This is a genomic window from Vibrio algivorus (genome assembly GCF_030161215.1).
Lineage (GTDB): Bacteria > Pseudomonadota > Gammaproteobacteria > Enterobacterales > Vibrionaceae > Vibrio > Vibrio algivorus.
On record NZ_BSPV01000007.1, the window covers coordinates 1 to 14,307 of the forward strand.

General features: G+C 41.2%; 11 protein-coding genes, 1 tRNA gene and 1 rRNA gene. 7 read left to right on the forward strand and 6 right to left on the reverse strand.

Annotated elements, in window-relative coordinates:
* The first annotated feature begins 3 nt into the window (after positions 1-3).
* The 3 genes from rrf (at position 4) to QQJ93_RS11390 (ending at position 863) form a co-directional block, all read left to right on the forward strand.
* Positions 4-119 (forward strand): 5S ribosomal RNA (rrf, locus tag QQJ93_RS11380).
* Positions 120-175: 56 nt separating this feature from the next.
* Positions 176-266 (forward strand) — tRNA-Ser (locus QQJ93_RS11385).
* Positions 267-716: 450 nt separating this feature from the next.
* Positions 717-863 carry a hypothetical protein gene (locus QQJ93_RS11390; protein WP_284186090.1) on the forward strand — a complete coding sequence of 49 codons (147 nt, stop codon included), beginning with the start codon at positions 717-719 and terminating at the stop codon, positions 861-863.
* Positions 864-1,043: 180 nt separating this feature from the next.
* On the opposite strand, the gene QQJ93_RS11395 is transcribed toward QQJ93_RS11390, so the two are convergent.
* The 4 genes from QQJ93_RS11395 to hemC are packed head-to-tail and all read right to left on the reverse strand — an operon-like array spanning position 1,044 to position 5,008.
* On the reverse strand, positions 1,044-2,225 hold the full coding sequence (locus QQJ93_RS11395; RefSeq protein ID WP_089125190.1) for a heme biosynthesis protein HemY: 1,182 nt from the start codon (positions 2,223-2,225) through the stop codon (positions 1,044-1,046).
* Entirely contained in the window at positions 2,225-3,322 is a 1,098-nt protein-coding gene (locus QQJ93_RS11400) for a uroporphyrinogen-III C-methyltransferase (RefSeq protein WP_089125189.1), read from the reverse strand. The genes QQJ93_RS11395 and QQJ93_RS11400 overlap by 1 nt, the downstream gene beginning before the upstream one ends.
* A complete protein-coding gene (locus tag QQJ93_RS11405) occupies positions 3,312-4,073 on the reverse strand; it encodes a uroporphyrinogen-III synthase (RefSeq protein WP_089125188.1) in 762 nt (253 codons plus the stop codon). Before QQJ93_RS11405 ends, QQJ93_RS11400 begins: the two co-directional genes overlap by 11 nt.
* On the reverse strand, positions 4,073-5,008 hold the full coding sequence (hemC, locus tag QQJ93_RS11410; RefSeq protein ID WP_089125187.1) for a hydroxymethylbilane synthase: 936 nt from the start codon (positions 5,006-5,008) through the stop codon (positions 4,073-4,075). Before hemC ends, QQJ93_RS11405 begins: the two co-directional genes overlap by 1 nt.
* Before the next feature lie 251 nt (positions 5,009-5,259).
* Here hemC and QQJ93_RS11415 point away from each other — a divergent pair, with 251 nt between their 5' ends.
* On the forward strand, positions 5,260-7,800 hold the full coding sequence (locus QQJ93_RS11415) for a class I adenylate cyclase (protein WP_089125186.1): 2,541 nt from the start codon (positions 5,260-5,262) through the stop codon (positions 7,798-7,800).
* Between the two features lie 83 nt (positions 7,801-7,883).
* On the opposite strand, the gene fadA is transcribed toward QQJ93_RS11415, so the two are convergent.
* Together fadA and fadB are read right to left on the reverse strand one after the other, a co-directional pair.
* The gene (gene fadA, locus QQJ93_RS11420) at positions 7,884-9,053 is read right to left on the reverse strand and encodes an acetyl-CoA C-acyltransferase FadA (RefSeq protein WP_089125185.1); all 1,170 of its coding nucleotides are present in this window, start codon (positions 9,051-9,053) and stop codon (positions 7,884-7,886) included.
* A gap of 24 nt (positions 9,054-9,077) precedes the next feature.
* Positions 9,078-11,243, reverse strand: coding sequence for a fatty acid oxidation complex subunit alpha FadB (gene fadB, locus QQJ93_RS11425; RefSeq protein WP_089125184.1), 2,166 nt, complete (start codon positions 11,241-11,243; stop codon positions 9,078-9,080).
* A gap of 216 nt (positions 11,244-11,459) precedes the next feature.
* Between fadB and QQJ93_RS11430 the strand changes: the two genes are divergently transcribed.
* Genes QQJ93_RS11430 through hemG form a run of 3 tightly spaced genes read left to right on the forward strand, consistent with a single transcriptional unit; the run spans position 11,460 to position 14,108 of the window.
* Entirely contained in the window at positions 11,460-12,080 is a 621-nt protein-coding gene (locus tag QQJ93_RS11430) for a YigZ family protein (RefSeq protein WP_089125183.1), read from the forward strand.
* 45 nt (positions 12,081-12,125) lie between these two features.
* The gene (locus tag QQJ93_RS11435) at positions 12,126-13,583 is read left to right on the forward strand and encodes a TrkH family potassium uptake protein (protein ID WP_089125182.1); all 1,458 of its coding nucleotides are present in this window, start codon (positions 12,126-12,128) and stop codon (positions 13,581-13,583) included.
* Positions 13,584-13,589: 6 nt separating this feature from the next.
* Positions 13,590-14,108 (forward strand): menaquinone-dependent protoporphyrinogen IX dehydrogenase, encoded by a 519-nt coding sequence (gene hemG / locus QQJ93_RS11440; protein ID WP_089125181.1) that lies wholly within the window; start codon positions 13,590-13,592, stop codon positions 14,106-14,108.
* Positions 14,109-14,307: the final 199 nt, after the last annotated feature.

Below are 14,307 nucleotides of genomic sequence, written 5' to 3' on the forward strand. Positions count from 1 at the left end.
TTGCTTGGCGACCATAGCGCTTTGGACCCACCTGATTCCATGCCGAACTCAGAAGTGAAACGAAGTAGCGCCGATGGTAGTGTGGGGTTTCCCCATGTGAGAGTAGGACATCGCCAGGCTTTGAATTAAGACTGAAAAGTCGAACATTATTGGTTTGCCTTTAATGACAATTTGTGGAGGGATGGCTGAGTGGTCGAAAGCACCGGTCTTGAAAACCGGCAAGGGTTAATAGCTCTTCTAGGGTTCAAATCCCTATCCCTCCGCCACTATTAAAAAAGCCCGCTAGTTATCTAGCGGGCTTTTTGCTATTTGTGGTTATATAATTGACCGATGAAACGAAAATAATCATAAGATTGTACCTAGATGTATTCTAGTAAATGGAACTAAAGCTTCACTCAACCACCTTATTCTTCAGGGAAGACTTTTTCGGACCGTTATATTGTTGGATAGTTCTCACTAATGAGTTAGCTGCAACTTGTTTAGTAGAGACTAGAAACTCTTATCCTCTCTCCCTTTATTATGAGAATGTCCTTAACCTTCCATAAAATGATGGCTGATCTATATTCTTGTAGCTGCCGACTTATACTAAGTGTAATAAGTAAATGATTACCTTAGCTTGTAAGGATGGTCTTTGCTTCCGTTCATTTATACCCAAGTAACTTCAAGATGCGAGTTTCAGCAAGAATAAAACAAGCTTTAGGCAAGGCAAATTGAATATGATCATAGTTATTCTATCTCTACTCAATTTAACGCGGCATAAAGCTTGTTTTAACTTGCCCTTCGGGAGCTTCATCCAAACCTTTATGCCGCGTCAGATTGGTTTGAAAGGTGCTTACATTCCTTCGCCAATCTTTCTTGCCTAAAGGTTTGGATTATAGCTCTGAATTCTGCATCTTGAAGTCACTTGAGTATAGTTATTGATCTTGGTATTAAAACGTTGATTTGGAATAGTTGAATGGTTTCTTTGGGAGGGATATTCAGTGAATAAAAAAGCCAACATCGAATTAAAAGTGTTGGCTTTAGTGTGCTTAGACTTAGGTTCTTTAAGTTTTATCTATTAAGGACAGAGCTTTACGAGATACCTCTCCTGCAGCTTGTTTCATGTTTTGTTGTTCTAGTGCCTCTGCTAGATAAGAGTAGTCGGATATGCTGACTCGTTGTTGAAGTGCGGCTTCAAACGCATGTTGTGCTTCCATCCACCTTTGTTCTCGTAAATATAATTGACCTAATGTGCTGTTTATCTCTGGGTTATTAGGCTGTTTTTTAGCAAGCCCTTCAAGCATCACTACTGCTGGGTGAATATCTGGTAAATTAACTTGCATGATTAAAGGCAGTAGCTTATTTGATGGTGTCTGCTTTATTGAATCACGTAAAATGATATAAGCTTCTGAATCACCATTATGTAAGATAAGTTGTTCAACCATTAGTTGAACCACATTGTCGTCTTGCTTGAGCTTTTTAGGAAGATGAGCCCAATAAGATAATAGCCCTTCAACTCCTTTTTGAGAGCCGATTTCTTTCATTTTTCCGAGTTGAGCTTGATAGAAAAGCTGATGATATTCTTCATCCGAGATTAATTTATTTTTCTTTAAGCGTGGTAGTAATTCATCTAATGCTCCCCATAGTTTTAATCCAACGTAGGTTTTTTTGAGTAGACTAATCACTATGGTATTATTGGGATACCGGCCTTTTAAGTGTTCAAGCTGACTATGTGCATCAGCATATTGCTGATTACGAACCATTTGACGAATCTTGGTTATTTCAACTGCGAGGGAGTGGCCTTTTTGTTGCTCGGCTAAAACTAAATACTTTTCTCTTTTTGAGTCATCTCCCATTCCTTGCGCTGCTTCTGATGCGATCAGGTAGCAAAGTAATGGCATATCATGATGGTTCGCCCAGCGAGTTACTTTCTTTTCGGCCGCTTTCCAGTCACCTTCTAGTAACTTAATGATACCTTCATTGGTATAGCGACGGGCTCGTTTTAGCTTACGAATGCTAAACCAGTTCCAGGTGGCGCTGGTTGCTCGTAAGCTTCGTTTGATGATGAACTCTAGCAAAAATAGCGCGGCGAGTGCGGCAATCACAAAGATGACGAGTGTCGTCACGCTCATTTCGGTGGTGGTATTGGCAAACGAAATTAAAACGTAACCTTGCTGATCGGAGAACAAGGTTCCCGCGAAAAGCCCTAAACCTAAAACGATGAAGAGAAAAACAATACGAAACATTATTTATCTCCTTGTCCAACCGTTGAAACTGAGCGACGTAAACGTTCAGAGATCAGATCGGTTAGAGGTTGTTGAGCTTTCAGTTTGATTGGGTAATCGACAGTAATATCTTTTTCTTGTAGGTTACTGATTTCTTTATTAAACTCTTTTACTTTGATGGACTGTTGATTAAAGAATTTACTCGACCATTCTTGAGTAACATTGAGTGATGTTTGGTAAATATCATTATTTTCAACGTACACCCCTTTAATCGCGGTTTCTAATTTCGCTTTTACATTTTCTTTTAAGTAAAAGTGTTGAGTGGGAGATAGGAGTGGTGTGGTGTTACCTTCTCGAGTTCTAAAGGTAATAAAATGACCGGCAAAGTCTTTTAATGATGTCACTAAATTGGTTTGCCAGTCATTAATATCCTCCGATACCACTTCTTGCTGCTGTTTTTCTTCTTTAGGTAGCAAAGCATTCGCTAAAGGTAGTTGATCAACTTCTTTTTGTAGGCTAATTAGTTTGAGGATTAGCCCTTCTTTATCAATAATCGGTAACGATTTTAATTGGGTAATATCATCAGTCATTGCTTCTCGTAAACTAACTAGGCTAGGATCATTGAGTGCAGAAATTCTTTGGTCGGCTGAAATCATTAATTGAGTTGCAGACTCAACATCATGCTCTAAGAATAATTTACGTCCAGCCATTTTGACTAAATAGTCTGCTTCTGCGAGTAGCCAATCGTTAGGTCTACGGCCTTTTATATCTGTGATCGCTAGTTGTAAGCTTTTGATGCTTTTACTTTGCTGTTCGGCTTGAGTTTCAAGTTTGTGTTGTAAGGTTGTCACTTGTTTTTTAATGGTTTCTTGGTTGGTTTCTACTTGTTGATTCAGTTGAGTATTTAATTGATTAACTTGGGCTTTTAGTTGATCGATAATTTGTTGACTTTGGGTGTATTGATAGGCTTCGAAAGCGATCACTGAGCCAGTCAGCAATACTGCAAGAATAATAGCAGCGGTTGCGCGCTTTTGGCTTTTATTTTTGTTTGTCTTAGCTTGAGTCGAAGCACTTACCTCAGCCCTAGTGTCATTGGTATTATTATGATTATCTGTCATGTTTCTGTCCTGTGGTAAATGTCTTACTAAGGCAATCCAATAAAACAGGGTTAGCGGCGCTCCCTGTATTGATTATATGTGAAAAACCGAGTTCTTTTGCCTGTTGTTGAATTCGTAAGCTAGGAACGTAAAGCTTTAATTGGGTTACCCAAGGTAAATATTGCTTTGGTACTTGTGACATAAAAAATGCAAGTTGCTCACCACTGGTGATGATTAAGTGAGAAACAGCTTGCATTTTCCATTGATTCCATTGATTCACATCGTCTATTGGCAGTGACTCCCTACGATATATTTCATTGTAATAAACCTCTGCACCACGCTGCTGTAATTTTTGTTGTATTAATTCTCTACCGCCATTGCCTCGTAGTATCAAAATACGCTTGTTTTTTACGAACTTCAAAGCTGGTAAGTCCAGTAAGTGTTCGCTGTCACTTATTTGGGGAGAAATGACAGGTGACTGAGTATACCGTTGTAGATATTCTGCAGTTTTATTACCGATAGCAAAATAGAGCGGTATGGTGGGAAAGTTTTGTTGAGCGAGTTGGAGGGTGTGTTGCGCCCAAAGTACTGCGTATTGGCTAACGGCAATCACGATGTCAGACCGAGAAAGATCATTGATTAATGATGTGCAGTCTCGACCTTGTGTTAGTTTGATCAGAGGATGGTGAAGGCTGTTAATTTGCCGCTGTTGCAAACTTAAACATAGCGTTTCACCATCCAGCCCTGGGCGAGTGACTAAAACCGTGCTCATTAATCGTGTTCAGAGTAGAGTTTTTCTAGGATCTCTTTGGCTCCATCATTTAACAGTTGGTTTGCCAGTTGAATGCCTAATTTTTCTGCATTTTGTCTGAGACCTTTGATCTCGCCACGCACGATTAAGCTGCCATCAGGCTCGCCGACCAAACCTCGAAGCCAAATTTGCTCTCCATCTAATAATGAGTAGCTGCCGATAGGAACTTGGCATCCGCCTTGTAGTGTTAGGTTCATTGCTCGTTCACATAATACACGATCGGTAGTATCACTATCGTTAAGAGGAGCCAGTAGCTTGATTAAGCGATCATCATTGAGTCGACATTCAATGCCAACTGCGCCTTGGCCTACCGCAGGTAATGATTCTTCAGGTTCAATAAAACTGCGAATACGTTCTTCAAGGTTTAGGCGTTTTAAACCGGCTGCCGCTAGAACGATAGCATCGAATTCACCGGCATCTAGTTTACCTAAACGTGTACCCACATTACCGCGTAGATCTTTAATAATAAGATCTGGGCGACGTTCTTTGAGTTGGCACTGGCGACGTAAACTACAAGTGCCTACTACTGAGCCTTGCGGTAGGTCATCAACATTTTGATAGTGATTAGAAACAAAGGCATCACGTGGATCGCCACGTTCACAAATAGTAACCAAGCCTAAGCCTTCAGGGAAATCAACCGGCACATCTTTCATTGAGTGAACCGCAAGATCGGCGCGACCTTCTAGCATTGCTACTTCTAGCTCTTTAACAAAAAGCCCTTTACCACCCACTTTCGCTAGCGGAGTATCTAATATAATATCGCCTTTAGTTACCATAGTGACAAGCTCGACTTCTAGTCCTGGATGCGCTTGTTGTAAGGCATCTTTCACGAAGTAAGCTTGCCAAAGAGCTAAAGGACTTTTACGAGTAGCGATACGAATGGGTGTGGTTGACATAAAGTGACCTTTTATTTCTTAATATTTATCTCTAATCCTACCATTCATTGTATAAAAAACTTACTTTCATAGCTGTTATTTTTAGGAAATGAGATAATAATTTGAATTGGTTGATACAGGACTAAAGTGGTATATGTCATCAGATTGTATAATGTTTACCCAGCGCCAAAAAAGTGTTAAACTGATCACGTTTTTAGCCCTTTATTGATTTAGGTGCCATCGTTTTATTTCTGTGTCATTAGGATGTAATCTTGCAAGCATATACTACTATATTGATAGATAGATTAGATAAGCTGAACCAGCAAAGGGTTGAGCGGGCACTGTCTATTATGGATAAGCAAAGTCAGCAAGTTTTTCATCTTATACCTGTTTTACTACATTTTAACCATCCAAGTCTTCCTGGCTTTAGTTCAGAGATTACCCCTTGTGGTGTCTATGATTTTTCTCTTAGCCATCCTCAACTTCAAGCTTTGCAAGAATTTGATTTTGATGAAAATCTCGATTTATCTACTTTAGTTCAGCCTTCCTCGGATTCTGCCGATATTCTTGCTCTTTATACTATGGGCAGTACTTCCTCTGTCGGACAAAGCTCTTCAAGTGATTTAGATATATGGGTGTGTATTTCACCGACAATGGGGACGGATGAGCGAACTCACTTAATCAATAAATGCTTATTAGTGACGGAATGGGCACAAAGTTTAGGTGTGGAAGCGAACTTCTTCTTGATGGATGAAACTCGTTTTCGCAGTAACCAGTCAGAAGAAATGACCGGTGATAACTGTGGTTCTTCTCAGCATTTATTGTTACTTGACGAATTTTATCGTTCAGCGGTATGCATTGCTGGGCAGCGTTTGTTATGGCAAATCGTGCCTCCAGAGATGGAAGAGTGCTATGACGAATACGTACAAAAGATTTGTAGTAGTGGCCATATTGATTGCTCGCAGTGGATAGATTTTGGTCAACTGCATCATATTCCGGCAGAAGAGTACTTTGGATCTAACTTATGGCAATTGTATAAAAGTATCGATTCACCATACAAATCGGTTCTAAAAGCGATCTTACTTGAGTCATATTCATGGGAGTACCCACATCCTCAATTACTGAGTGTTGATACTAAGCGCCGTTTTTTTGCTCATGAGCAGAAAGAATACGGTATGGATAGCTATTATCTAATGCTGGAAAAAGTGACTCAATACTTAGAAAGAATTGGTGATAAGCGTCGTCTAGAATTGGTAAGACGTTGTTTTTATCTTAAAACTCATGAAAAACTATCACGTGAACCGGGTGCGAATTTTGTCGCTTGGCGCCATTCAGCCTTGCAAGATCTCGTGGCGAAGTGGGCTTGGAGCGATGAGTTAATCGAAGAGCTTGATAACCGTCGCCATTGGAAAGTTGAGCAAGTGAAGAAGGTGCATCATGAATTGCTTGATGCATTAATGTTGAGTTATCGGAACTTGATTCAATTTGCTCGTCGCCATGACATCACATCTGCGATCAGTCCGCAAGATATTAGTATTTTAGCTAGAAAGCTTTACGCGGCTTTTGAAACTCTGCCAGGTAAAGTGACACTGCTCAATACTCAAATCTCCCCTGATCTGCATGAGCCAAATTTAACCTTTATTCAAGTTCCTGAAAATAGAGTGAATAAAGCAGGTTGGTATTTGTATAAGCAATCACTCGATCCTTATCAAATTTTAGGGAGAGCACCGCTGGAGCATAACCAATATTTAAGTAAATTGGTGGCTTGGGCATTCTTCAATGGCTTAATAACCGAAGGTACTCACCTTGAAGCGGTCGTTCGCCACGCTAATATTGATATCGATAAACTCTATCAAATGGTCAGTGATTTGCGTAATACTTTTTCATTGCGTAAGCGCCAGCCTACTATGCAAGCTTTAGCGAGTCCTTGTGAGGTGAGTCAGTTATCGATTTTTATCAATTTAGAAAGCGATCCTACTGCTAACTTAAAGCCTAATCAGATCAAGCATGAATTAAAAAATCATGTCGATGTTTTCAGCTTTTCAGCAGAGCAGCAATGCTTGGTTTCTAGTGTTGATTTGGTTTATCGTAACTCTTGGCATGAAGTCCGTACTTTGCATTTCTCTGGTGAAACCGCGATTATTGATGCGTTAAAAACCATACTAGGCAAAATGCACCAAGACGCACTGCCGCCGGAATCGGTTGATGTTTTCTGTTATAGCGAAAATCTGCGTGGCATTATGCGCAATATGGTGTATCAACTGCTAGCGGAATGTATCGAGTTGCGTTTAAAGCCGGTCGAAAATGAAAAACGGCGCCGTTTTAAAGTATTAAAAGTAGCTGATCAAATGTACGGCTTGTTCTTTGAACGTCGCGGTGTGTCAGTGATGAAATTAGAGAATTCTATTGATTTCTATAGCAGTATTTCGACCAATAAGTTGCAAGGTTCACCATTACTTAAAGTCGGTAAAAGTCAGGAGCTGCCACCACCTGATGTGGTTGATGCCTACGCTAGTGAAGGGCTAATTCAATTCTTCTTTGAAGGAGATGATGACGGTTTTAATATCTATGTATTAGATGAAAGCAACCGTGTAGAAGTGTACCGACAGTTTGATGGTAATCGTGATGATATGGTGAGAACGGTGAACCGTTTTTATACCAATAATACCCAAGGATTTGAATCTGAATCGAAATGTAATTTCAATCTACCGCAGTATTATCAGATTATTCATCCTGATAGTGGTGACAGTTATGTGGTGCCATATCGTAGTACAACGACCAGTTGCTCTAGTAGCGAAATGTATGTGAAATAGCGTTTTCGATCTAAAATGTATGTAAGAATAAGGGCCACTTCACTTGAGTGGCCCTTGTTGTTTTTTTCTGAGATTAAATTGATTTAGTTATCGATGCGCTCGAAGACTGTCGCAATACCTTGGCCTAAGCCAATACACATAGTCGCAAGACCAAATTGAACATCTTTGGCTTCCATCAAGTTAATGAGTGTGGTTGAGATTCGAGATCCAGAGCAGCCTAGTGGGTGACCTAATGCAATCGCACCACCATTTAAGTTCACTTTTTCTTCCATCACATTCAATAAGCCAAGATCTTTAGCACATGGTAGTGCTTGTGCGGCAAACGCTTCATTGAGCTCGATCATGCCCATATCTTCAATTGATAAACCAGCACGCTTTAATGCTTTTTGCGTAGCAGGAACGGGGCCATAACCCATAGTTGATGGATCGCAACCGGCTACTGCCATTGAACGAATTCGTGCACGAATCGGTAAGCCTAACTCTTTCGCTTTGTTTTCACTCATCACTAGCATGGCTGAAGCGCCATCAGATAGAGCCGAAGACGTCCCCGCGGTGACCGTACCATTAGCTGGATCAAAAACCGGGCGCAATTGAGATAGAGTTTCGACTGTAGTTTCTGGACGAATCACTTCATCGTAGTCGTATAACTTTAACGAGCCATCTTCGGTATGGCCTTCGGTTGGTAGGATTTCATTTTTGAAGCGCCCCTCTAGCGTTGCCGCGTGTGCAAGGCGATGAGAGCGAGCGCCAAATTCATCTTGAGCTTCACGGCTGATACCATGAACTTTACCCAGCATTTCAGCGGTTAAGCCCATCATACCGGCAGCTTTGGCTACATTCTTTGCTAATCCAGGGTGGAAATCAACACCATGGTTCATTGGTACATGGCCCATGTGTTCTACACCACCAATTAAACAAATCTGTGCATCACCGACCATGATGGCACGAGAAGCATCGTGTAATGCTTGCATTGAAGAACCACATAGGCGGTTGACTGTTACTGCGCCGACATTTTTAGGTACTCCAGCAAGTAGGGCAGCATTACGTGCAATGTTAAAGCCTTGCTCTAAAGTTTGTTGCACACAGCCCCAATAGACATCTTCAATCTGAGTTGGGTCTACCTGAGGGTTACGTTTTAAAATCCCTTTCATTAGATGAGCCGATAAATCTTCAGCACGTACATGGCGGAATGCACCGGCTTTTGAGCGACCCATCGGAGTACGAATACAATCGACAATAACTACATTATTCATTTTGATTTTCCTTATCCAAAGTCGTTAAACAGCAGCCGTTTGACTTGCGTAAAAAGTGCCGCCTTTTTCTGCCATATCCAATAGTAATTGCGGTACGCGATACATTGGGCTTAAGTCAGAATATTGAGACGCTGCTTGGATATAATTTTGTAGTCCAACACTATCTAGGTAGCGGAATACACCACCACGGAATGGAGGGAAGCCTAAACCATAAATAAGGGCCATATCCGCTTCTTGTGGTGAGGCAATAATACCTTCTTCAAGGCATAGTACGACTTCATTGATCATCGGAATCATGGTGCGGTTGATGATCTCTTCATCAGAGAAATCTTGCTTATTGGCTGTGATGCCTTCAAATAGCGCTAAGACATCTTGCTCAAAGGTTTTCTTCGGTTTGCCTTTACGGTCGATGCTATAAGTATAAAAGCCGCTGCCATTCTTCTGGCCATATTTATCGGCTTCAAATAGCGCATCAATCGCATCACGTCCTTCTTTACCCATTCGCTCAGGGAAACCTTCTGCCATTACCGCTTGTGCGTGGTGTGCCGTATCGATACCAACAACATCAAGCAAATAAGCAGGGCCCATCGGCCAACCGAATTTACGTTCCATGACTTTATCAATTTGTGTGAAATCCGCGCCGTCACGCATTAGTAAGCTGAAACCACCGAAGTATGGAAACAGAACACGGTTAACGAAGAAACCTGGGCAGTCATTAACCACTATTGGTGATTTACCCATTTGCGCAGCGTAGGCGACGACTTTATTGATGGTATCTTCGGATGTGTGCTCACCACGAATAATTTCAACTAAAGGCATGCGATGTACTGGATTAAAGAAGTGCATACCACAGAAGTTTTCTGGGCGTTTTACTGCTTTCGCAAGCTGATTAATCGGAATGGTCGAGGTATTAGAGGCAATGATGGCGTCCTCTTTCGCGTGCTGCTCCACTTCCGCTAATACCGCCGCTTTTACTTTTGGATTTTCAACCACCGCTTCTACTACAACATCAGCTTGTTCAATACCTGCGTAGTGTAGGCTTGGCGTAATCGAACCGAGAATTTTTGATAGTTTGAAGCCATCTATTTTTCCGCGTTCCAGTTGTTTGTTGAGTAATTTGGAAGCTTCGGTCATACCTAGATCAAGAGAGGCTTGTGCGATATCTTTCATTAAGACAGGCACTCCTTTCGATGCGGATTGATAAGCAATGCCGCCACCCATGATACCAGCACCGAGTACCGCAGCACGTTCAGTCTTCTGTGAGTTTTTGCCTGCTTTTTTAGCGATGCCTTTGATGTACTGATCGTTAAGGAATAACCCAATCAGGGACTGAGCCACTTCCGTTTTCGCCATTTTGACGAAGTATTTGCGTTCAATATCTAAAGCCTCATCTCGGCTTGAGGTTGATGCTTCTTCTATTGCTTTTACTGAAGCAATTGGCGCAGGGTAGTGTGGGCCTGCTTTGGCTGAAATCATGCCTTTGGCCATGGTAAAGCTCATCAAAGCTTCTATTTTACTTAAAGATAGCGCGGAGGTTTTTTGTTGGCGGCGCGCTTGCCAATCAACTTTTCCCTCGATAGCTTGCTTTAATGTTGTGATAGCAGAGGCTTCTAGTTGCTCGCTATCTACGATCGCATCGAGTAAACCAAGTTTGATTGCTTCATTGGCTTTTTGCTGTTTAGCTGTGGCGATCATTTCCATAGCATTATCAGCTCCAATAATGCGAGGTAGACGAACCGTACCACCGAAACCAGGGATGATGCCAAGTTTGGTTTCTGGTAAACCAATCACTGCAGTGTTATCACCAATGCGTAAGTCAGAAGAAAGAATCAGTTCGCAACCCCCACCAAGCGCAAAGCCACGAATGACGGATAAGGTAGGGAAAGGTAGATCTTCTAATTTACAGAAAATATCATTAGCGTATTTCACCCAGTGATCGAGTTCTTCTGCCGGTTTAGCGAATAAGCCGAGGAATTCTTTTATATCTGCACCAACAATGAAGGCGCTTTTATCTGAGCTTAGAATTAATCCAGTGATTCCAGGTTGCGCTTTGATTGCGTCAATCGCTTCGTCTAAGGCAGCGAGTGTTTTTGAATTAAGAGTATTGACGGACCCTTCAGCACTGAAAGTAAGCTGAGCGATACCATCTTGTAATTCTTTTACGTGTAGGGACGTATGTTGGTAAATCATTGTCTATCTCCATGACGAACAAACGGTATTGTTGTAGAGCAACTTATTATCGTTTTTCTCTGGTTTGACCAGGTTGTTACAGTCTTGATCGTGTAATTGTTAACTTCAATAACAATTCAAACAATTGTTTGAAATTTGTGCGCAAGGTCATTTTGTGGCCCATTAAAAGTTAAATGGCGTGTTAAACTGGGAACTTTATTTTTGAGGTCGTGTGTTATGAATGAGCAACCATATTTAATCCCTACTGATAGGGTAGTCGTTGAAGAGGAAATCAAAAAGAGCCTGTTCATTACTCACATTGCTCACACTCCGACTATTGAAAGTGCGAAAGCCTTTGTTGATGAGATGAAAGTTCAGCATGCTTCTGCTAGGCATAACTGCTGGGGCTTTGTTGCGGGTAGGCCAGAAGATTCGTTATTGTGGGGATTTAGCGATGATGGTGAACCTTCCGGAACGGCAGGAAAGCCGATATTAGCCCAATTGTCTGGATCTGGAATTGGTGAGATGACGGCAGTTGTTACCCGCTATTCTGGTGGAATTAAACTAGGTACTGGCGGATTAGTGAAAGCCTATGGCGGTGGTGTGCAGCAAGCTCTCAAGCAAGTTCAAACTATTGAAAAAAAGATCACCACTCAATTGCTGCTAGGGTTAGACTACGCTTTAATGCCTTTGGTGCAATCTATTATGTCTCAATATCAAGTGAGTCAACTTGATGCAAAGTTTGAACAACACATTGACTTACTAGTTGAGATCGATATAAGAGAAGCGGACGTGTTTACACAGACTCTAATCAATAAAACTGGCGCTAAGGTTGAGATTAAACCAAAACACATGTGATCCTCATTTAAAAAGGACTTTGGAAGCTTAGCTTCTCTACTCTATATGCAATTTCGTTCAATTATTCGAATCGTCGGCTTACTACTGGCATTATTTAGCCTCACAATGTTGGCACCTGCGCTGGTGGCTTTATTTTATCGCGATGGTGCCGGTGTGCCTTTTGTTACTACCTTTTTTGTATTGTTATTTTGTGGTGGATTGTGTTGGTTTCCCAATCGCTATAAAAAATCAGAATTAAAAGCTCGAGATGGCTTTCTCATTGTAGTTTTATTCTGGGTGGTTATCGGTAGTGCAGGAGCGTTACCACTTTGGTTGTCTGATAATCCTAACATTTCAGTGACCGATTCCTTTTTTGAATCTTTTTCTGCATTAACTACTACTGGGGCAACAACAATTGTTGGCTTGGATACTTTACCTAAAGCGATATTATTCTATCGACAGTTTTTACAGTGGTTTGGTGGTATGGGGATCATCGTGCTCGCGGTAGCCATTTTGCCAATACTTGGCATTGGTGGTATGCAATTATATCGAGCGGAAATTCCAGGGCCGGTAAAAGATAATAAAATGACACCACGAATTGCCGAAACAGCGAAAGTGCTTTGGTATATTTACTTAAGTCTTACTATTGTTTGTGCTGGAGCATTCTGGTTAGCGGGTATGAGCCTGTTTGATGCGATTTGTCATAGCTTTTCGACGATTGCCATTGGTGGGTTTTCTACCCATGATGCCAGTATGGGATACTTTAATAGTCCTGTGATTAATATGATCACAGTAGTCTTTCTACTTATTTCAGCGTGTAACTTTTCACTGCACTTTGCTGCTTTTGCTTCGGGAGGAGTGCACCCTAAGTATTACTGGCGAGATCCTGAATTTCGTGCCTTTATTACTATTCAAGTTTTGTTGTTTTTATTATGTTTTGTCATTTTACTTCTACACAGTAATGACTTAACAACATTTGAAACTTTTGATCAGGTGTTGTTCCAGACGGTATCGATTTCTACGACTGCGGGCTTTACTACGACAGGCTTTTCACAGTGGCCTCTGTTTCTACCTGTTTTATTGTTGTTTTCTTCTTTTATTGGTGGTTGCGCAGGTTCTACTGGTGGGGGCCTAAAAGTGATTCGAGTGTTGTTACTCACGTTACAAGGAGGACGTGAACTAAAACGTCTTGTGCATCCTAAAGCGGTTTTTCCTATTAAAGTAGGTGGTAAGGCGTTGCCACAACGAGTGGTCGATGCTGTGTGGGGATTTTTCTCTGCGTATGCATTAGTGTTTGTATTGTGTATGTTGGGTCTTATCGCTTCAGGTATGGATGAATTAAGTGCCTTTTCTGCTGTGGCTGCAACGCTTAATAATTTGGGACCAGGGCTTGGTGAGGTTTCAGTGCATTTTGCTAATGTTAATGATGCTGCCAAGTGGGTACTTATTATTTCAATGTTATTTGGTCGACTAGAGGTGTTCACACTTCTTATCTTATTTACACCAACATTTTGGAAAAGTTAGGTTTTCGTGAAAAGTACTATTATTTTATATTCAACCCAAGAAGGGCAAACCTATAAAATTGCACAGTTTATGGCAGAACAAATTGGTAACGATAGCTGTGAATTGGCGGATCTACACCAAGTTGAAGATTTAGATTTGAGCTCATATTGTAATATCATTATTGGTGCATCGATTCGTTATGGTCACTTTAATAAGAAGCTGTACCAATTTATTGATCAACATAAAGTAGATTTAATATCTGCAGGTGCGTCTTTCTATAGTGTTAATCTAACCGCTCGCAAACCAGGCAAAGATACGCCAGAGGGGAGTGTCTATATTCAAAAGTTTTTAAAGCGCTCACCTTGGCAACCTAAACATATTGGTGTGTTCGCTGGTGGACTGTATTACCCTCGATACTCATGGTTCGACCGAGTTATGATTCGTTTTATTATGTCTATGACAGGTGGAGAGACGGATACCAGCAAAGAAGTTGAGTATACCGACTGGGAAAAAGTCGCTCTATTTGTCAAAAAGGTTACTAAATAGCAGACAAAATAAACAAAAAATACGGCTTTCGATGCTTTTTTCTACGAAATAGAAAAAAATCAAAGAAAAGTGAAAAAAGCCCTTGCCAATGTGAACCAGGTCTCTATAATGCGCCCTCACTGACACGGAGCACACAGCCTAACGGCAGCAACGAGTTAGAGGTCAAAACCTTATCAAAAAGGTTTGCGAAAAAAGTTTT

Coding starts and splice junctions, on each gene's coding strand:
- QQJ93_RS11400 (WP_089125189.1), bottom strand. CDS start 3,322: ATGACAGATAATCATAATAATACCAATGACACTAGGGCTGAGGTAAGT.
- fadA (WP_089125185.1), bottom strand. CDS start 9,053: ATGAATAATGTAGTTATTGTCGATTGTATTCGTACTCCGATGGGTCGC.
- QQJ93_RS11430 (WP_089125183.1), top strand. CDS start 11,460: ATGAATGAGCAACCATATTTAATCCCTACTGATAGGGTAGTCGTTGAA.
- QQJ93_RS11435 (WP_089125182.1), top strand. CDS start 12,126: ATGCAATTTCGTTCAATTATTCGAATCGTCGGCTTACTACTGGCATTA.
- hemC (WP_089125187.1), bottom strand. CDS start 5,008: ATGTCAACCACACCCATTCGTATCGCTACTCGTAAAAGTCCTTTAGCT.
- fadB (WP_089125184.1), bottom strand. CDS start 11,243: ATGATTTACCAACATACGTCCCTACACGTAAAAGAATTACAAGATGGT.
- QQJ93_RS11405 (WP_089125188.1), bottom strand. CDS start 4,073: ATGAGCACGGTTTTAGTCACTCGCCCAGGGCTGGATGGTGAAACGCTA.
- QQJ93_RS11395 (WP_089125190.1), bottom strand. CDS start 2,225: ATGTTTCGTATTGTTTTTCTCTTCATCGTTTTAGGTTTAGGGCTTTTC.
- QQJ93_RS11390 (WP_284186090.1), top strand. CDS start 717: ATGATCATAGTTATTCTATCTCTACTCAATTTAACGCGGCATAAAGCT.